This is a genomic window from Ensifer sp. LBL (assembly GCF_050435225.1).
GTDB lineage: Bacteria > Pseudomonadota > Alphaproteobacteria > Rhizobiales > Rhizobiaceae > Ensifer.
Map to the genome: position 1 here is coordinate 285,292 of NZ_JBNDJY010000007.1, position 19,175 is coordinate 304,466.

18 protein-coding genes are annotated in these 19,175 nt (G+C 63.5%); 7 read left to right on the forward strand and 11 right to left on the reverse strand.

Annotated elements, in window-relative coordinates:
• Position 1 precedes the first annotated feature (1 nt).
• Positions 2-1,255 carry a sarcosine oxidase subunit beta family protein gene (locus OKW20_RS26515; RefSeq protein WP_043610722.1) on the reverse strand — a complete coding sequence of 418 codons (1,254 nt, stop codon included), beginning with the start codon at positions 1,253-1,255 and terminating at the stop codon, positions 2-4.
• 324 nt (positions 1,256-1,579) lie between these two features.
• Here OKW20_RS26515 and rpsU point away from each other — a divergent pair, with 324 nt between their 5' ends.
• From rpsU to OKW20_RS26530, 3 genes are all read left to right on the forward strand, one after another.
• Positions 1,580-1,792, forward strand: coding sequence for a 30S ribosomal protein S21 (gene rpsU / locus OKW20_RS26520; RefSeq protein ID WP_034786884.1), 213 nt, complete (start codon positions 1,580-1,582; stop codon positions 1,790-1,792).
• A 264-nt stretch (positions 1,793-2,056) separates the two neighbouring features.
• Complete coding sequence (locus OKW20_RS26525; protein ID WP_043610724.1) at positions 2,057-2,944, forward strand: tetratricopeptide repeat protein; 888 nt, start codon at positions 2,057-2,059, stop codon at positions 2,942-2,944.
• 136 nt (positions 2,945-3,080) lie between these two features.
• On the forward strand, positions 3,081-3,557 hold the full coding sequence (locus OKW20_RS26530; protein WP_043610725.1) for a DUF992 domain-containing protein: 477 nt from the start codon (positions 3,081-3,083) through the stop codon (positions 3,555-3,557).
• 110 nt (positions 3,558-3,667) lie between these two features.
• Here OKW20_RS26530 and OKW20_RS26535 read toward each other — a convergent pair whose 3' ends face one another.
• The 6 genes from OKW20_RS26535 to OKW20_RS26560 form a co-directional block, all read right to left on the reverse strand.
• Entirely contained in the window at positions 3,668-5,068 is a 1,401-nt protein-coding gene (locus OKW20_RS26535) for an NAD(P)(+) transhydrogenase (Re/Si-specific) subunit beta (protein WP_429176920.1), read from the reverse strand.
• A 10-nt stretch (positions 5,069-5,078) separates the two neighbouring features.
• Positions 5,079-5,489, reverse strand: a complete 411-nt coding sequence (locus OKW20_RS26540) for an NAD(P) transhydrogenase subunit alpha (RefSeq protein ID WP_429176922.1) — start codon at positions 5,487-5,489, stop codon at positions 5,079-5,081.
• The gene (locus OKW20_RS26545; protein ID WP_429176925.1) at positions 5,489-6,634 is read right to left on the reverse strand and encodes a Re/Si-specific NAD(P)(+) transhydrogenase subunit alpha; all 1,146 of its coding nucleotides are present in this window, start codon (positions 6,632-6,634) and stop codon (positions 5,489-5,491) included. The genes OKW20_RS26540 and OKW20_RS26545 overlap by 1 nt, the downstream gene beginning before the upstream one ends.
• A 388-nt stretch (positions 6,635-7,022) precedes the next feature.
• The gene (locus OKW20_RS26550) at positions 7,023-7,247 is read right to left on the reverse strand and encodes an aa3-type cytochrome c oxidase subunit IV (RefSeq protein ID WP_034786900.1); all 225 of its coding nucleotides are present in this window, start codon (positions 7,245-7,247) and stop codon (positions 7,023-7,025) included.
• Between the two features lie 235 nt (positions 7,248-7,482).
• Positions 7,483-8,256 (reverse strand): N-acyl amino acid synthase FeeM domain-containing protein, encoded by a 774-nt coding sequence (locus OKW20_RS26555; protein WP_192450784.1) that lies wholly within the window; start codon positions 8,254-8,256, stop codon positions 7,483-7,485.
• A 231-nt stretch (positions 8,257-8,487) separates the two neighbouring features.
• Positions 8,488-10,797: a putative bifunctional diguanylate cyclase/phosphodiesterase gene (locus OKW20_RS26560; protein WP_429176927.1), complete on the reverse strand. Its 2,310-nt coding sequence runs from the start codon at positions 10,795-10,797 to the stop codon at positions 8,488-8,490.
• A 429-nt stretch (positions 10,798-11,226) separates the two neighbouring features.
• Here OKW20_RS26560 and OKW20_RS26565 point away from each other — a divergent pair, with 429 nt between their 5' ends.
• Complete coding sequence (locus tag OKW20_RS26565) at positions 11,227-11,985, forward strand: gamma-glutamyl-gamma-aminobutyrate hydrolase family protein (protein ID WP_429177133.1); 759 nt, start codon at positions 11,227-11,229, stop codon at positions 11,983-11,985.
• Positions 11,986-12,027: 42 nt separating this feature from the next.
• Here the strand turns inward: OKW20_RS26565 and OKW20_RS26570 are convergent, their stop codons facing one another.
• The 3 genes from OKW20_RS26570 to OKW20_RS26580 form a co-directional block, all read right to left on the reverse strand.
• Positions 12,028-12,996: a 2-hydroxyacid dehydrogenase gene (locus OKW20_RS26570; protein WP_429176930.1), complete on the reverse strand. Its 969-nt coding sequence runs from the start codon at positions 12,994-12,996 to the stop codon at positions 12,028-12,030.
• Positions 12,997-13,022: 26 nt separating this feature from the next.
• The gene (locus OKW20_RS26575; protein WP_043610737.1) at positions 13,023-14,045 is read right to left on the reverse strand and encodes a LacI family DNA-binding transcriptional regulator; all 1,023 of its coding nucleotides are present in this window, start codon (positions 14,043-14,045) and stop codon (positions 13,023-13,025) included.
• Between the two features lie 168 nt (positions 14,046-14,213).
• Positions 14,214-14,711, reverse strand: a complete 498-nt coding sequence (locus tag OKW20_RS26580; RefSeq protein ID WP_034786917.1) for a MarR family winged helix-turn-helix transcriptional regulator — start codon at positions 14,709-14,711, stop codon at positions 14,214-14,216.
• Between the two features lie 113 nt (positions 14,712-14,824).
• Here OKW20_RS26580 and OKW20_RS26585 point away from each other — a divergent pair, with 113 nt between their 5' ends.
• The 3 genes from OKW20_RS26585 (at position 14,825) to OKW20_RS26595 (ending at position 18,036) form a co-directional block, all read left to right on the forward strand.
• The gene (locus tag OKW20_RS26585; protein ID WP_429176933.1) at positions 14,825-15,616 is read left to right on the forward strand and encodes a creatininase family protein; all 792 of its coding nucleotides are present in this window, start codon (positions 14,825-14,827) and stop codon (positions 15,614-15,616) included.
• Between the two features lie 73 nt (positions 15,617-15,689).
• A complete protein-coding gene (locus tag OKW20_RS26590) occupies positions 15,690-17,093 on the forward strand; it encodes a hypothetical protein (protein ID WP_429176935.1) in 1,404 nt (467 codons plus the stop codon).
• A 64-nt stretch (positions 17,094-17,157) separates the two neighbouring features.
• Positions 17,158-18,036, forward strand: a complete 879-nt coding sequence (locus OKW20_RS26595) for a glycosyltransferase family 2 protein (RefSeq protein ID WP_429114740.1) — start codon at positions 17,158-17,160, stop codon at positions 18,034-18,036.
• An 18-nt stretch (positions 18,037-18,054) separates the two neighbouring features.
• On the opposite strand, the gene OKW20_RS26600 is transcribed toward OKW20_RS26595, so the two are convergent.
• Positions 18,055-19,146 carry a glycosyltransferase family 4 protein gene (locus tag OKW20_RS26600; RefSeq protein WP_429176938.1) on the reverse strand — a complete coding sequence of 364 codons (1,092 nt, stop codon included), beginning with the start codon at positions 19,144-19,146 and terminating at the stop codon, positions 18,055-18,057.
• Positions 19,147-19,175: the final 29 nt, after the last annotated feature.

The window sequence follows — 19,175 nt, forward strand, 5'->3', positions numbered from 1 at the left end:
CTCAGTGCGCAACGGCGGCGGCAGCCGCCTCGTCGATCAGCCGGCCGGTGCGGAAACGCTCCAGCGTCAACCCTGCGGCCAGACGATGCGGCTCGCCCTTGGCGATCAGATGGGCGAAGAGATGGGCCGAGCCGGGCGTCGCCTTGAAACCGCCCGTACCCCAGCCGGCGTTGAGATAAAGGCCCGGAACCGGCGTCACACCCTGGATCGGCGAGCGGTCCTGGGTGACGTCGACGATGCCACCCCACTGCCGCATCATCTTCACGCGGCGGAACATCGGGAAGAGCTCGCAGATCGCATCGAGCGTATGGGTGATGATCTGCAGGCCGCCGGTCTGCGAATAGGAATTGTACTGGTCTGTGCCGGCGCCGATGACGAACTCGCCCTTGTCGGACTGCGAGATATAGGCATGCACCGAGTTCGACATGACGACGCAGGGGAAGATTGGCTTCAGCGGCTCGGAGACCAGCGCCTGCAGCGGCTGGCTCTGCAGCGGCACACGCACGTCCGCCATCTGCATCAGCACCGAGGTATGGCCGGCGGCGGAGATGCCGACCTTCTTGGCGCCGATGTAGCCGCGGCTGGTGTCGACGCCGACGACCCGGCCGGTCTCGTCGCGACGGATGCCGGTCACTTCGCAGTTCTGGATGATGTGCACGCCGCGGTCGGAGGCCGCGCGGGCATAGCCCCAGGCAACCGCGTCATGGCGGGCCGTGCCGCCGCGGCGCTGAAGGGCAGCGCCGTTGATCGGGTAGCGGGCCGTCTTGGCGATGTCGAGCGGCGGGCAATAGGCCTTGGCCTGTTCCGGCGTCAGCCATTCATTGTCGATGCCATAGAGGCGGTTGGCATGGATATGGCGCTTGAACGACTGCTGGTCATGGATGTTGTGCGACAGCATCATCACGCCGCGCGGCGAATACATGACGTTGTAGTTCAGGTCCTGCGACAGGTTTTCCCAGAGCTTCAGCGAATGCTCGTAGATGTCCATGCTCTCTTCATAGAGATAGTTGGACCGGATGATCGTCGTGTTGCGGCCGGTATTGCCGCCGCCGATCCATCCCTTTTCGAGCACCGCGACATTGGTGATGCCGTGCTCCTTGGCAAGATAGTAGGCAGCACCGAGACCATGGCCGCCGCCGCCGATGATGATGGCGTCATACTCCTTGCGCGGCTCCGGCGACGCCCAGTGCGGGCCCCATCCCTTGTGGCCGCGCAGCGCCTCGCGCGCCACGGCGAAAACTGAATATTTACGCATCGGCCCGTTACTCCCGGTGTTCATTCTCGTTGGCGTTAGAAATCGCAAATCCGGGGCCCGCGCAACGTTTCTTTTGCGACGCATTTGCGTGGACTTGCGCGCAGTTGCGACATGACTATGGATCGGTTAAGCGGCAGACGGGAAGCAGCGCCGGCCCTGCATCTCAGGATTTTTCAGCGTCTCCTCATGTCGTCGCTGGACTTTCGCCTGACGATCTGGTATCCGCTCATCTAATCGTAAAGCTTCCAGCTTAGCGAATGTCATTCTTTTGCCTCCGTACCTGACGGAGCTGCAAAATAACTCGAACCAAGGAACGGGATTCACGTGCAGGTACTTGTCCGCGATAACAATGTCGATCAGGCGCTCCGCGCTCTTAAGAAGAAGATGCAGCGCGAAGGCATTTTCCGCGAAATGAAGATGCGTGACTACTACGAGAAGCCGTCCCAGAAGCGCGCCCGCGAAAAGGCTGAAGCCGTACGCCGCGTCCGCAAGCTGGCACGCAAGCGTGCACAGCGCGAAGGCCTCCTGGCCCGCTGATTTGTCGATTTTTCGACGCTTTCCGATGTAAGTCGTGGCGGGGGCGATATATCGCCACCGCCTTTTTTTGGTATGGACATCTTTTCCGCCGACAGGCTAGCGTGAGAAACGCTGCCGGAGACGGATAGCCGACCGGAGCGTTTTGGCCGGGCGGACGCCAGTGGCCTGAACAGGGCCCGGCTGCGGAGCCCCGGGGAGTATCGGCGGCTTCAGGAACAGAAAGCCGATGGCTTTCGAGACCTTGTCGATTTGAGGGATCAACCTTTGACACTTGCTGCCATGACTGCGGACGTCTCCGGTTTCACTGCCCACGAGGCGTCTCGCCGCCACCAGCGCAAGCCAAGGCTTGCCGCCCTGCTGCTTCTCGGTTCGGCCCTTCTCATTGCCGGCTGCACGACCGACGGCCCGGACTCTGTCACCAACAAGGTCGAGCGCGAACAGGGCTCGCAGGAAAACATCGCCTCGCTCTCGAGCGTCATCGCCTCCAACCCGAGCGATCCGGAAGGCTACAATGTTCGCGGTTCGGCTTACGGCCGCGCCGGCGAATACCGCCGCGCCATTGCCGATTTCGACCAGGCGATCAAGCTGAACCCGCGCTTCTACCAGGCCTATGCCAACCGGGCGCTGGTTCACCGCAACATGGGCAACACCCAGGCAGCGCTTGCCGACTACAACACGGCGCTGCAGCTCAACGCCAACTACGACGTCGCCTATATCGGCCGCGGCAATCTTTATCGCCAGGCCGGCCAGCTCGATTCCGCCTTCAACGATTTCAACAAGGCGATCCAGCTCGATACGACCGACCCGCGCGCCTATCACAATCGCGGCCTGATCTACCAGGCGCGCAACCAGCACGGCCAGGCGATCGAAGATTTCTCGACCGCGATCTCGCTTTCGCCGAGCTCGCCGGAGCCCTATAACGGCCGCGGCATTTCCTATGTCGCCCAGGGCGACGACGACAACGCGTTCTCCGACTTCAACACCGCGATCAACCTCAACGGCAAGGTCGCCGAATCCTGGGCCAACCAGGCGCTGATCTACGAGCGCAAGGGCGACAAGGCCAAGGCGTCGAAGTCCTATTCGCACGCGCTGCAGCTCGACCCGAAATACGAGCCGGCCCGCGCAGGCCTTGCCCGCGTCAAGGCATCCTGAGCCAAGCCGGTCACGCATTTCGAAGCGCCCGCGACCGCGTCGCGGGCGTTTTCGTTTGCAGGCATTGAGCCCTGCACGGCGGAACCTTCCTGCCGGCCATCCGTTTGCTTGAAGCATCAAAAACGGAGACCAAGCCATGATCAAACGAACCCTCGTTACTGCGCTGGCGCTCGCCGCGCTTGCCACGGGCCCGGCCGCCGCACAGAACTATGTCGCCCTTGGCCGGCTCGTCTGCGGTTCGGAAGGCGGCACCGGCATGATCCTGACCTCGACCAAGAACCTGATGTGCACCTTCACGCCCGCCAATGGCGCGCCGAAGGCCGTCTATGCCGGCACGATCCGCAAGATCGGCATCGACATCGGCAAGACGGGCAAGAGCACGATGATCTGGGATGTTTTTGCCAAGACCGGCACCCCGGTCAGCGAATTCGCGCTCGCCGGTGAATATTACGGCGTCGGCGCCGATGCGAGCATGGCCGTTGGCGCGGGTGCCAAGGTGATCGGCGGCGGCACCAACAAGGCCTTCATGCTGCAGCCCGTCAACGTCCAGGTACAGGAAGGCCTGAACGTCGCCGTCGGCATCGACGAGTTGACACTGGCGCCCGCAGGCTAAGTCGGCCTCGACAAAAGCCCGACACATCGCCGCACGCAGCGCGCCATATCCTTCAACGGAAAACGCCCGCCATAAGGCGGGCGTCTCTTTATCGGTCGATGCGAACGGCCTCAGGCGTGCAGCGCCTTGACGATGTCTTCCGTCACCTTCTTGGCGTCGCCGAGCAGCATCATCGTGCCGTCCTTGTAGAACAGCGTGTTGTCGATCCCGGCATAGCCCGAGCCGAGCGAGCGCTTGACGAACAGGCAGGTTTTGGCCTTGTCGACATCAAGGATTGGCATGCCGTAGATCGGCGAGGACTTGTCGTCGCGCGCCGCCGGGTTGGTGACGTCGTTGGCGCCGATGACATAGGCAACATCGGCCTGCGCAAATTCGGAGTTGATGTCCTCGAGCTCGAACACCTCGTCATAGGGAACGTTTGCTTCGGCGAGCAACACGTTCATATGGCCGGGCATGCGGCCCGCGACCGGGTGGATCGCATACTTGACCTCGACGCCGGCCGCCTTCAGCTGGTCGGCCATTTCGCGCAGCGCATGCTGGGCCTGGGCGACCGCCATGCCGTAGCCGGGCACGATGATCACCTTGGAGGCGTTCGCCATCAGGAAGGCCGCGTCATCGGCCGAGCCCTGCTTGACCGTGCGCTGCACGCCGTCGTCGCTGCCGGCCGCCGCCGTCTCGCCGCCAAAGCCGCCGAGGATGACCGAAATGAACGAGCGGTTCATGCCCTTGCACATGATGTAGGAGAGGATCGCACCGGAGGAACCGACGAGCGCCCCGGTGATGATCAGCGCCAGGTTGCCGAGCGTGAAGCCGATGCCGGCCGCCGCCCAGCCCGAATAGGAGTTGAGCATCGAGACCACCACCGGCATGTCCGCGCCGCCGATCGGGATGATGATCAGCACGCCGAGCGCCAGCGACAGCAGGACGATCAGCCAGAACACCGTCGTGCTCTGGGTCAGCACCAGCATGATCACCAGCACGACGAGCGCGGCTGCAAGACCGGCATTGATGGCGTGGCGGCCCGAAAGCATGATCGGCTTGCCGGACATGCGACCGTCGAGCTTCAGGAAGGCGATGACCGAGCCGGTAAAGGTGATGGCGCCGATGGCGACGCCGAGCGACATTTCGACCAGCGCCTGCGCGTGGATGTCACCGATCGTGCCGATGCCGAAGCTTTCCGGTGCATACATGGCGGCGGCCGCCACCATGACGGCGGCAAGACCGACCAGCGAGTGGAAGGCCGCGACCAGCTGCGGCATCGACGTCATGGCGATACGGCGGGCAATGACCGCACCGATACCGCCGCCGATGGCAAGGCCGAGCACGATCAGCATCAAGCCGCCGAAGCTCGGCTTGGCGAGCAGCAGCGTCGTGACGATGGCGATGCCCATGCCGACCATGCCATAGGTATTGCCCTTGCGGCTGGTGGTCGGATGCGAGAGGCCGCGCAGCGCCATGATGAACAGGACGCCGGAGACGAGATAGAGGAAGGCTGCGAAGTTGGCGTTCATCGGGCCGGCCTCACTTGTCTTTTTTCTTGTACATGGCGAGCATGCGCTGGGTGACGAGGAAGCCGCCGAAGATGTTGACGGAGGCCAGCACCAGCGCAATGAAGCCGAAGCCGGTCGCAAGCCCAGAGGCCGAAATGCCGACGGCCAGCAAAGCGCCGACGACGATGACCGAGGAGATCGCGTTGGTGACTGCCATCAGCGGCGTATGCAGCGCCGGGGTCACCGACCAGACGACGTAATAGCCGACGAAGATCGCCAGCACGAAGATCGCCAGGCGAAACACAAAGGGATCGACCGCGCCGCCGGTGGCCCCATGGGCGACGGCACCGGCCGCGTCCGGCACATATTCGGCAGCGGTACGGACCGCTTCCACGGCCCGGTCGAGATCGGCAAGCGCCTTGTCGAGAAGTTCATTCGCCATCACTTGTCTCCCTTGCTGCCGCCGAAGTTCGGATGCACGACCTGACCGCCATGCGTGAGCGCCGTCGCCCTGACGAGTTCGTCCTCCATGTTGAGGGCGATTGCCTTGGTCTCCTTGGAGACCAGGGTTTCCAGAAAGGTGACGAGGTTCTTGGCGTAAAGACCGGAGGCCGATGCCGCGATCCGGCCCGGGACGTTGAGATTACCGATGACCTTGACGCCCTCGACGTCAGCGATCCTGCCGGCTTCGGCACCTTCGACGTTGCCGCCGCGCTCGACCGCGAGATCGACCGCAATCGAGCCGGGCTTCATGCTTTTCAGCATGTCACGGGTGACGAGCCGCGGCGCCGGGCGCCCCGGGATCAGGGCCGTTGTAATGACGATGTCCTGCTTGGCGATGTGCTCGGCGACGAGAGCCGCCTGTTTGGCCTGATACTCCCTGGACATTTCCTTGGCGTAGCCGCCAGCCGTTTCCGCCGCCTTGAATTCCTCGTCCTCGACGGCAATGAACTTGGCGCCGAGCGAAGCGACCTGTTCCTTGGCGGCGGGACGCACGTCCGTCGCCGACACCACGGCGCCGAGGCGGCGGGCCGTCGCGATCGCCTGCAGGCCGGCGACGCCGGCGCCCATGACGAAGACCTTGGCGGCAGGCACCGTACCGGCCGCCGTCATCATCATCGGCAATGCCCGGTCATATTCGTAGGCCGCATCGATCACCGCCTGGTAGCCGGCGAGGTTCGCCTGGCTCGACAGCACGTCCATCGACTGCGCGCGGGTGATGCGCGGCATCAGCTCCATCGCAAAAGCGGTCAATCCGGCATTCGCCATCTCGGCGATCGCCGCCTCGTTGCCGTAGGGATCCATGATGGCGATGACGATGGCGCCGGACCTGTAGCCGCCGATTTCGGCAGTCGTTGGTCGGCGGACCTTGAGCACGACATCCGCCGCCTTGGCGTCTGCCGTCGTGCCGATCCGGGCTCCGGCCTTTTCGAACTCTGCGTCCGGAATGCGCGACAGCAATCCCGCCCCCGCCTCGACGACGACGTCGAAACCGAGGCCTTTCAGTTTCTTCACGGTATCCGGTGATGCGGCAACGCGACCCTCGTTCGGATCCGTTTCCTTGGCGACGAAGACGATCTCGCTCACAAGTCCCCCCTCCTGGCCGCAATCGAGCCAGGGCCGGAATGCGGGCATTCTCTCCGACTGCAAAGCGGGTGGGCCTATCGGGCCGACACGCCCTCCTGCGCGCGACACATCTGTGCCCGGCGCAATCGTCTGGAGCAAGCCGTCGCCTGGATGCGGGACCTTGGGCGGTCCACCGGCATCGAGCCTCAAATGGGCTCTGCGGGCCTGCTCTTCACTCCTCCCTCACGCGGGTGAGGATTATCCGCCCCCTGCCCTTTGCGGGCATCCGGGCCTCAAGCCACATGCGGCGGCACCTCCAGCCAGCGGCATGCAACTTCTTCCGGGCAAACGCCCGGTCGCCGAGGAAGCACCATCTGCGCTCCCTCAACGGTCGGTTTGGTCGCGCCGGTTAGCGAAGGAAGAAGAAACCGGCGACGTTGATCAGGATGAAAAGCACGATCGAGGAGATCAGGCCCATCGTCGTGAAGAAGCCGGCAGCCATCGCGATCAGCAGGGCGACGCAGAAAAGCGTGCCGTACTTCGAGGCGCTCAGGAACATGAGGTAGGTCTTCTCGTGTTCCGGATAGTCCATCGGAGCGCCCACATCGACCGGTCCAGAATGATGCTCAGCCATCGTTCAAAATTCTCCCTGAATGCCGCGGCGCCACCTTGGGGTCATCGCCGCCCCTAATCGAAGCATGGTCCCGCGAAAAGCCGCGAAACCTTTATAGCTGCCCTTACACAATGCGCAGGGCCGGCGCAACGAAAACCCGTTCTTTAGCCGCACCTGATGGGCGAAATGTCGCGCCATTCCGCAAGGGGTGGCACGCCTCGGTGCGCCCGAAATTCGCCTGCGCAATCAAGGCCGCTTAGCGGAAAACGGACGTCCGGTAGGAGCGGCCGTATCCGGTCTGCGCCATGCGCGCGGTCGGCAGGATCGTCAGCGGCGCAAACGGCACTTCGTTACGGTCGGCAAACATCATGCGACGTTCGAACGGCTCGGAATCGAAAACCGGGTAACGGTCGAGGATCGAAGGCCGCTGCCCCCGCACCTGCGCCACCAGAAGCGCACCGTCGGCATTGTAGACGCCGAGGTTCTCGCGCTTGGCGACAACAGTCTCCGACGCAAAGATGCGCTTGTAGAAAGCCGCGTGGCGCGGACGGCACGCCGTCAGGCAGCGGTCGGCAGCGAAATACTCGCAGGCCATCGCGACCGGTCGCAGCGTCAGATAGGGAAGCGCCCGCATCTCGTCGCCGATCACGTCCGGATCGACCGCCAGCCGGCCGGGATCGACCAGCACCATGCCGGCATCGAGGAACGCGTCGATCTCGGGTGCGAAGATCACGCCCGACGTGCTAGCGCGATGATCCGGCGTCACGTGGTGAACGCGCACGGTGCTGACAAGCACTTCGTCGAGATAGAGCCCGAAGACATAGGCGTGACTGTCGAAATCGAGATCGTCGATCAGCGTCGACCCGGTCAACTCCATCAGATTGACGGACTTGTAGGACTTGTAGCGCAGCCGCGCGATGTCCTCCATGTCCTCGCCGGTTTCGACCCGCCGGTACTCGACGCGATCGAGCAATTGCATCAGTTTTTCAGAAAAGCGCCCAGGCTCAGCCTGGTGAACCGTCTCACCCATACTCAACACCTCATGGTTAACAAATCGTTAACCTATTGACGGGCGATGGGGCGGCAACCGCAAATCGAAACAGTTCACCGTTAACTTTTCGTTAACCATAAAAATTCGTGAACGTATTTGCTCGATTTGAAATCAAGCGCACCGAATCGGGACGAGTTTGGCACGCCTAATCAATGGCTTGCTACCGGAAAACCAGTGGCAAAACAGGACGGATTCCAGAAGATTCAGGGGTCAGGCGATGCGCTTGCTCGTGGGCTTTGCGCCCCGTTTTGGCACACCGTTCTTGCAAAGCGTGGCAATGGCCGAGGCCGGCATGGGCGCGGCAAAGACGAAGCCCTGTATCAAATCGGCACAATTGTGCTCGTTGATAAGTTGTAGCTGGTCCGCCGTCTCGACGCCTTCGACGACGATGCGAAGGCCGAGCGCGCGGGCCAGGTTGGCGGTCCCGCGCAGGAGCTTGAAGCGCCGCGAATCCTCGCGGATGTTGCGCACGAAGGAACGGTCGATCTTGATGATGTCGACCGGCAGGGCATCGAGATAGCTCAGGCTCGAATAGCCGGTGCCGAAATCGTCGATGGCGATGGTGATACCCAGTCCGCGCAGTTCGCGCAGGATCGCCTGCACCTTGAGCGGCTCGTCCATCAGGCAGCTTTCCGTCACCTCCAGATGCAGCCGCGCGGCATCGAGACCGGTGAGGTGAAGCGCGTTCGTCACCATCACCACGACTTCGCTGCTGCGAAGGTCGAGCACCGACAGGTTGACCGACACGGATACGTCGCTCGGCCAGCTCATGCAGTCACGGCACGCCTGATCGAGCACAAAGCGGGTGATCTCGGTGACCAACCCGAGCTCTTCGGCGAGCTGGATGAACACGTTCGGCGGCACCGGCCCGCGTTCGGGATGCGTCCACCGCGCCAGCGCCTCGCAGCACTCCACGCGCCCGCCGTTCGGCGCAAACATCGGCTGGTAGGAGAGCGTCAGGCTGCGGGCGTTGATCGCCTCGCGCAAGTCGGCCTTCAGCTTCTGGCGGTCGACATAGCGCGCATCCATCTCGGCTTCGAAGGCGGTGCAGCCGCCGCGGTTGCGCAGCTTCGTTTCCGAAAGCGCAAGATCGGCCTTGATCTGCAGGTCCTCGAGCTTGAGGTCGACGTTCGAAGCGATGACGAAGCCGGCGCTCATCGTCATGCTGAAGGTGAAGCCGCCGGCTTCGTAAGTGTCGCGCAGATCGGCATGCAGTCCGCGCATCCGCTCTTCGAGAGCAATCGCGTCACTGCCATCGGGAATGAACACGACGAACTCGTCGCCCATCAGCCGCGCGACGATCGCATCGTCGCCGGCAAGCACCCTTAGCCGGCCGGCAATCGCCTGAAGCAGTCGATCGCCGACGATATGGCCGCGCATGTCGTTGACGTGCTTGAATTCGGTTACGTCGAGAACCATGAGCCCGACCAGCCGTTCGGCCGTGTCGTCGGCGCTCACCGTCGCCTGCACCAGCTCTCCGAAATAGTCGCGGCTCGGCAGCTCCGTGAGCTTGTCGAACCGCACCATATGCAGGATCTGCTTTTCCGCCTGGACGCGCGCGGTCACGTCTTCAAAGATCAGCACCGTGTCGCCGTTGTCGCGGCGGCTCGCCGAAAACTCCAGATGCAGCTCTTCGCTGACCGGGATCAGCACCTGCGGCCGCTTGCCCTTGAGCAGAAGGTCGAGCTGGCGCGAAATGACCTTGGTCTTGTCCGGATCGAGGCGCATGCGCCGTGCGCCGCGCCGGATCACGTCGTCGAGCAGCCAGCCCTTGAGCTCGGTGCGGTCACCGAGAGCCAGCAATTCGCAGGCCCGCTCGTTGGCAACGACCACGCGACCATCGGCATCGAGCATGAACAGCCCGTGCGTCATGTTGTTGAGCGCGGTGTCGAACTGGCCGGCGATCGTGGCGATCTCGCGCGCCGCCATCACGTTCTCGTAGAGAAAGGCGCGCACGTTGTTGGCCATCATCCAGGTGGACAGGATGAAGGGCAGGATCAGCACGGCAAGCGCCAGCATGAACACGTCCTGCAGCGAGATCAGGCCGATGACGATCGGCAGGCAGGCCGACGAGGAGAGCAGAAGCACGGCCCGCTCGGAGCCGTAATTGCGCCCGACGAGCGAAATCATCGAGGCCAGCGTCACCGATATGGTGGCGAGCTCGGAAAAGGAATCCTGGCTGACGGCGATGGCATAACCGCAGGCGATGCCGCAGGTGAGCGTGACGCTGACACCGCCGACGATGTAGCGGTTCTCCCATTTTCGCACCATCGCCCGGTCGGCATTGGAGAAGTCCTGCCGGTCGAAGCGCGCCATGTCGAGATTGCGCAGCGCCCAAAGCACGAAGATCACGCCGGAGCAGGCGAGGTAAAGCGGATCACTGGTCTTCAGATAGACGAGCAGGAACGTCACGACATGCGACAACATGCCGATCAGCAACGTTTTGCGATGTTCGTAGAGCGAGCTTACGGATGACAGATACACGTCAGTCGGAAGAGCGCTCTGTCCAAGTCGCATCATGAACCAAGCTCCGGTTTACCGGATTGTTAGGGGTGATGACTTAACGAAAGATTTCGTCTAACGCCCCGAAAAATGTACCGAATCCCAGCAAAATCACGGGTCTTCGCCGGCATCGCCCAAGAGTTCAACTCAGTAGTGCGAACCGCGCGGGACAATACTCGGTTTCTACAACCAAACATAGGCATTCGCACAATAAAACGGCTTGATCGCAACTTCGACAATTCTGCGACGCCGGTAGTTGATCCCAAACTTGCGCCTGTGATGGTTACTCGTTCTTGAAGAATTACCTGTGATTTCCTGCCGTTTCGGACCGCTCCTCCTGTCTCGATGCCCGGGATCGGCGCGACGATCGCGCTCACCACCTTCTCAGTTGACTTTCATCTGCAACTGAAGGCAAGGCTTTTCTCAAGCATCCAACGGAGCCTGATGATGTCGAAACCTGTCGTTGCCATCCCCTGCGATTTCCGCGAATTCGACGGCAATGTCTGGCATGTCGTTGCCCATCAATATGTGCGCGCCGCCGTCGAAGGCGCCGGCATCATGCCCTTCCTCATCCCTGCGCTCGAAACCGGCAACGACATCGACGAGATCCTCGACCGGGTCGACGGCGTGCTGGCCAGCGGCGCCCGCTCGAACGTCCATCCCTCGCTCTATGGAGCCGAGGCCAAGGAGAGCGACGGCCCCTTCGATCCCGGCCGCGACGCGACCAGCCTGCCGCTCATCACCCGCGCGCTGGAACGCGGCGTGCCGGTTCTCGCCATCTGTCGCGGCATTCAGGAACTGAACGTCGCGCTCGGCGGCACGCTCGCCTCCGAAATTCAGGACCAGCCGGGTATCTGGGATCACCGCAAGCCCGACGTGAAGGAACTCGACGTCGCCTACGGCATCCGCCAGGATGTGATCGTCAAGGAAGGAAGCTGCCTTGCGCCGGTACTCGGCGCCGGCCGCATCCGCGTCAACTCGCTGCATCGCCAGGCGATCGGCGCAGCCGCGCCCCGTCTTGCGGTCGAAGCGGTCGCCGACGACGGCACGATCGAGGCAGTCTCAGTGATCGGCTCCAAGGCCTTTGCCGTCGGCGTGCAATGGCATCCGGAATACTGGGTGCGCACCGACACGCCGTCCGCGAGCCTGTTCAAGGCGTTCGGCGATGCGGTCAGGACCTACGCGGCCGGTCGTCTGGCAGCCTGATCTGGCGATTTGAGCTTAAGCTCGGCCCGTCGTCCTCGGGCTTTAGTCCGCGCGACGCGTGAACGGTGTTTCCGGCACTGGTGTCAGCGCCTTGCCGGTCGAAAACCACGCCAGAATGTTGTCGGCGACGAGATCGGCCATGGCGTTGCGCGTCACCACCGAGGCCGAGGCCACATGCGGCAGCAGCGAAACATTCGGCAGCGCCACCAGCGCCTCGGGCACCTGCGGCTCGTTCTCGAAGACATCGAGACCGGCACCGGCGATCACGCCCGCCTGAAGTGCTGCGATCAAGGCCTGTTCGTCGACCGTCGAGCCGCGGCCGACATTGATCAGCACCCCGTTGCTTCCGAGCGCGGCAAGCACCTCGGCATCGATCGTCCGCCGCGTCGCCTCGGTGCCCGGCACGATGACGACGAGCGTGTCGACCGCACCGGCCATCCCGACAAGTGTCGGATGGTAGGCATAGGAAAGGCCCTCGCGCGGGCTGCGCGTATGATAGGCGATCGACACGCCGAAGGCTTCGAGCCGCTTGGCAATCGCTAGGCCGATGCGCCCGAGACCGTAAAGACCGACGCTTCGACCGCGCAGCGACAGCGGCGATAGCGGGAAGGCGCCCTCGCGGTTCCAGCGACCCTGGCGCAGCCATTGTTCCGCCTGCGGCAATTGACGGAGCGTGTTGAGCAGCAGCCCGACAGCCGTATCGGCCACCTCTTCGGTCAGGACGTCCGGCGTATTGCTGACGGCAATTCCCTTTTCCGCTGCATGCCCGACCTCCACTCCGTCGTAGCCGACGCCGAAATTGGCGATGATCTCAAGCTGCGGCAGGGCGTCCATCAGGGCCCCGGGAACTCGGCCAGAAACGGCAACCGCCTTCACATCCCGCATGTCCGCAGTCACCAGGGCCGGATCGGCGCTCTCGATCCTGACGACCTCGAACGCATCCGCCAGCCGGTCGAGAACCCGTTGGTTGATCTTTCCGGGCACGAGCACGCGCGTGCGGTTGACGGACATGGGCAGCTCCTGTCGGGAGGAAGGTCTCAGGCGATGACCCGCAAGGGGCCGGTCGACTGCCGGATGCGCATCTCCGGCTTGATCAGGTGAATGCCATCCGGCTCATGGCTGCCGGAGAGCTTGTCGAGAAGCGCGCGGGCGGCACTCCGGCCGACATCGGCCTGGCCGTTCCAGACGGTGGTGAGAGCCGGTGTTGCGATCGACGCCTCTTCCAGGTCGTCGTAGCCGGTGACCGAGATATCAACGCCGGGAATGAGACCTGCGCGCGCGATGCCGTTCATCATGCCGATCGCCACCAGGTCGTTCCAACAGACGACCGCGGTCGGCTTCTGCGGCAGCGAAAGCAGATGCACCGCCGCCTCGAAACCGCCCTGCTTCGTGCGGGGACCTGGAATACGCAGCTCCGGATCGACCTCGATATTGGCCTTGCGCAGCGCATTGACGTAGCCCTGGTAACGGTCGCGTCCGGTGGAGGTCTCGTCCGTGCCGCCGACCATGGCGATGCAGCGGTGGCCAAGGCCGATCAGGTGGTTGGCGGCCAGCGAGATGCCGTAGGCGTCGTCGCCGCGGAAGATCGGCACGTCCACGCCCTCGATCGAGCGGGCGATCAGGATCGCCGGCATGCCGTTGTCCTCGGCGAGCTGGATGTCCTCCAGTGGCGTGCCGATGGCCGGCGACATGATCACGCCGTCGCCGCCGAGCTGCAGCAGCGTTTCGATGAAATCGCGCTGTTTTTCAACCGAGTCATAGTGATTGGACAGAATGAAGGTCTGCTTGTCGCGGTCGAGTTCGGCCTCGATCGCCTTCAGGATTTCCCCGTAGAACGGGTTCATGATGTCGTGCACGACGACGCCGATGATGCCCGATCGCGATGTCCTGAGACTGGCGGCGCGGCGGTTGTAGATGTAGCCGAGCGCGCGTGCCTGTTCCTTGATCTTGTCGCGGGTGACGGTCGCCACCAGCGGGCTGTCACGCAGGGCCAGGGATACCGTCGCCGTCGAAAGACCGAGTGTTTCCGCGATCGTCGAAAGCTTGACCTTTTGCGCCACGATGCCCCCTATAAGCCCTGTTTCGCCCCATCCGCAGCACCCCAGCCAGGAGTAGCGCGACAAATCGTTCGGCATCCTTCGCGCGCCGTTGCCAACGCACGCGTGCCATAAATTTAAATCCCTATTTAAACTGTTTAAATCGCCGCGGCAATATGCGGCAGATCCGGCTCAGTCCGCCGCGCGCGCAGCCTGGAGATTGCTGTCGACGGCGCGCAGCAGCTTCATCAGCGTGCGAACCTGCTTGTCGGTCAGGCCGCGGGTCGCAAGCTTTTCCGAATGCTGACCGGCCTCGGCGATCGTCTGCAGCCGGTTACGGCCTGGCTCGGTGAGATAGACCTTGGTGAGCCGGGCATCATCGTCGTCCGGCCGCCGCTCGAGAAAGCCCTGCGCTTCCATGCGGCCGATCGTGCGGGTCATGGTCGGCGCCTTGACGCCGAGCTTGACCGCAAGCCCGCCGGCCGTCAGGCCATCGGTCTCGGCCAGCGCCAGCATGACGCCATCCTGTCCGGCATAGAGGCCGCTTTCGAGCAGATTGCGGGAGAGCACGGTGCGCATGGACCGCGCAGCCTGGACAAGGACGGCGGCAAGATCGTGAGGCTCGATCAGGAGCTCGTCCTTCTTCTTGCCGTTCTTGCCCTTCTTTTCGGCCTTGTTCTTCTTGCCCATTGGACCTCCTGCCGAATCCCGTCTCGCACACTTATAACAATACAGCTTGCGATTACGAACTGTATGACTCAAATAACAATTTTACGACAATTGACGTGGAGGATCGAAGAGAAATGTCGATGCCCGAGCCGCGATGGCAGGACAATCCGGCCGACCTTCCACCAGACGCCCGCCGCGAGTGGATCGCGGTGCTGCCGCTCGGCGCGCATGAGCAGCACGGGCCGCACCTACCCTTCGAAACCGACACGCTGATTGCCGAGGGGATCGTCTCCCGCACGATCGCCGCCCTTCCCACCGATCTGCCCGTCACCTTCCTGCCGGCCGAGCCGGTCGGCTACTCGATCGAACACATGGATGTCGCCGGCAGCCGCACGCTTGGTTACGGAGAGGCGGTCGAGCGCTGGCTCGGCATCGCCGCCGGACTTCAGCAGCAGGGTATCCGCAAGTTCGTGATGTTGAACGCCCATGGCGGCAACGCGCCCCTGATGACCATCGTCGCCACCGAAGCGCGGGTGCGGTTCAACATGCTTGCGGTCGCGACGAGCTGGACCCGTTTCGGCCAACCGGACGGCTGGATCTCGCCGGCGGACAAGGCACTCGACATCCACGGCGGCGACATCGAAACCTCGGTCATGCTGGCGCTCCATCCCGACAGGGTCGACATGGCCAAGGCCGACCGCTTTTCCTCCCGCCAGGAACAGTTTGCGGAGCGCTTCAAGCATCTGCGCGCCTATGGGCCCCACGCCTTCGGCTGGAAGATGCGCGATCTCAACCCCACAGGCGTCGCCGGCAACGCCGCCGCGGCAACGGCAGCACGCGGCGAAATCCTGGTCGCCCATGCTGTCCAAGGCTTCATCGAACTTCTCGAAGACGTCAGGGATTTCGATCCGAACGATCTGGCCTGAAGGGCCGGCAAACACTTTGTTTGCGCTTTTGCGCTATCAGAACTGCAGCTGACAGCGTCCGACAGAGAACCACATGGCGAAGATCATTGCGCTCGGCGCCTATTTCTACCAGGCCGTCATCGCCTTCGGCCTGCTGATCGTCGTCGCCCATTGGCTGGCGCCGGCCGACTATGCCAGCTACTCGCTCTTCATCTCCATCTGCCAGTTTGCCGCGATCGCCGCCTTCGAATGGGTGCGGTTTGCCTGCACGCGCTTCTACCCTGGGCCGGATGCTGCAAGCGAAGCGGCGGAGCGGCGCGCGATCCTCGTCGAAGCGTTCGCCTGTGCCGCCCTCTGCCTGATCGCGGCTTGCCTGTCGCTGTTCTTTGGCGTGCCGCCTGTCGTGGCGCTTGTCGGCGGCCTCGTCTCGATCGCGCAGGGCGGCAGCGACCTGCACCTGACCATGCTGCGCTTCCGCCAGGATTTTCGCGCCTTTTCCGTACTGCAGGGATCCCGTGCCACCATCCTCGCCGCCGGCACACTTCTCGGCGCGCTGGTCTCCCCCGGTTTCCTCTCGACGGTCACCGGCCTGCTCGGCGGTTATGCGGCCTATGGCCTCCTCGCGCTTCTTCTGTCGCGCCGCGCGAAGGCCCGCCCCGCCGCAGCGCTCGACAGCGCCCGGGTCCGCAAGCACCTTGTCTATGGCAGCGTTTCGGCAGGTGCTGCGACAGCTGCCATGTTCGCGCCGCTGGCGCTGAAGGCGATCTTCACCGCAGCGCTCGGAACCACCGGCGCCGCCGGCGCGCTGCTCGCGCTCGACCTTTTGCAGCGCCCCTTCGTGCTGATCGTTTCCGCTCTCCAGGCGATCCAGTATCCCGAAATCGTCGCCGCACACGACCGGGCCGAAGATCGCGTCAACCTCCCCCGCCAGCTCGGGCATTACTACGCCCTGCTGACGAGCTTTGCGCTGATGATGGCAGCCGGCATCTTCTCGGTCCTCCTGCCCGCCGCCTGGCTCGTCATCAGTCCTGACCTGCAGCAAAGTTTCCTCGCCACCGCACCCGCCATCATCGTGCTCTCGCTTGTTCGCACGCTGACGCAGATCATGCTGCCGACGCCGCTGCACTTGAAGCAGCGCCTGGCGCTGATCCTGCTGCTCGCGGTGATCGACTGTGCGTTCCTGAACCTCGGTGCGCTGACGGCCCTGCTCACCGCCGGGCCCGATGGTGCGGCACTCGCATGGGGCAGCGCCGTCGGCGCGCTCCTCGCCGCTCTGGTCGGCCTGCGGCTGATGTCCTCGCTTGCCTTCGAGTTTTCCTGGCCGCCGGTCCTCTTCGCCGCCGCCGGACTGGGCGCGGCCGTGCTTGCCTTCTCCCTCTCCGGCGAAACCAGCTTTGCCACAATCGGCGCCGGCATCATCGGCGGCGGCTTGCTTTGCCTGCTCTCGCTCAACCAACTGCGGCTCATGCTGCGGGCGCCGGGACCTGGATCGGCTTAGTCGCTAACTGAAACTGCACGATCTTCCGGTTAGATCGCCACCGAAACGAGCGGGGAGCGCATCCATGAACATCGTCGTCGGCATAGCGACCGCGGGCCGCCGCGAAGTCCTCTCCGAAACCCTGTTGCATCTGACGCGCCAGACTCGTCTGCCCGACCTCATTCTCGTCTGCCCAAGTGCTGCGGAAGACATCGACGAAGTGAAGTTGGGCATGCTTCCCATGGAGGTCCGTATCGTCGCAGGCGACAAGGGGTCCAGCGCTCAACGCAACGCCATCCTCGATCAGGCGACAACCGCCGATCTGATCGTCTTTTTCGATGACGATTTTCTGCCGCGCAGCGATTTCCTCGCAGAGACTGTGAAGCTCTTCGAAACGGAGCCCGATATCGTCGTTGCAACGGGGCTCGTTCTTGCTGACGGCATTCATGGCCCGGGCATATCGATCGCCGAAGCCCAGACAATCCTCGATACCGATGTCGGCGCTCAGCCCCAGGACATCCCGCAGCCGGCCTTCAATGCCTATGGCTGCAACATGGCTTTTCGTGTTTCAGCGATTGCCGCCGAAAGTACCCGTTTCGATGAAAGGCTGCCTCTTTATGGCTGGCAGGAGGATGTCGATTTCTGCCGGCGGCTCGCGAAGCATGGCCGGATCGTCAAATCGCCTGCGCTTCGTGGCGTCCATCTTGGCAACAAGCGCGGCCGCACGTCCGGCCTGCGTTTCGGCTACTCCCAGGTCGCGAACCCGCTTTACCTCCGCAACAAGGGCACCGTCGGCCTGAAATGGGCGCTACGACTGATGGGCGGCAACATCGCCGCCAACATCCTCGGCAGCCTCAGGCCGCAAGGCCTCGTCGATCGACGCGGCCGCCTCAAGGGTAACCTCATGGCGTTCGCCGATTTTTGCCGGGGGCGATTGGATCCGATGCGGATCCTCGAACTCTGATGCCTGGGCGCGAGCGGATCAGGCTCGCTGCGCCGCCAGCATGTTGAGCAGCACCACCGCACTTCCATCCCAGGAAAAGCGCTTGGCATTGTCGTGGCCGGCCTGCATCAACTCGCGGCGCAAAGGCGCGTCGGCGGAGATCGTCCGCATGGCCTCGACCAGCGTTTCGGTCTTCAAAGGATCGAAGTAGCGCACCGCATCGCCACAGGCCTCGCGCACCGGTGGAATGTCGGCGGCAAGCACCGGGCAGCCTTGCGTCATCGCCTCGAGCGGCGGGATGCCGAAGCCTTCGTAAAGGCTCGGAAAGACGAAGGCGACGGCGCGGCGCTGCAGCGCGGCGATCTCCTCGTCGGTCAGACGTCCGGGAAAGATCAGATTGCCCTTCGATGTCGGCGCGATATCGCGAAACACCGATGGGTCGGTGCCACCCACCACGACCAGCTTGTGGTCAGCGGCACCCAAGGCCTCGAAAGCGCGCACGGCAAACTCGACATTCTTGTTGGGCTTCAGCGTGCCGACCAGGAGGAAGAAGGGCGTGTCGGCAAGCCCGAGCTGCGCGATGACGCCGTCGTCGGGCTGAAGGCCCGCGAAGTGGTCGGTTGCATTGTAGATCACGTCGATACCGGCCGAAGGCACGCGGAAGACCTCGGCAAGTTCCTTGCGCGAGAAGTTCGAGACCGTACCGATTTTGGCCCGTCGCGTTAGAAGATAGCCGAGCGCTCCGTGGAACATTCGGTAGCCTCGACCAAAGGAGGCCGGATGGCGAAAGAGCGTGACGTCGTGGATCACCACCACCTGGTCGCCATGCAGCACCGGTCCGCTGCCGCCGAAGCCGATGAGCGTGTCGCGGCGCGACCGCCAGAAGAGCGGCCCCTGCTCCCAGAGATGGCCTGGGCCGGAGCCGAAGCGCTCCACCGAAATCGCCTTGAGGCCGAGATCGTCGACAGCCTTGCCCGGCGCAAGCAGCCGCCAGCGCACGTCCTTCAGCGCATGCGGCACGGCACCCGATGCGATGCGGCGATCCAGCGCCCGGGTCATCTCGCGGGCGAAGCGCTGCACGCCGGTAAGCGGCTGGGTCAGGAACCGGCCGTTGATGGAAATCGTCTTCACGTGCGCACCCCTTCGATAGGCCCCGCACT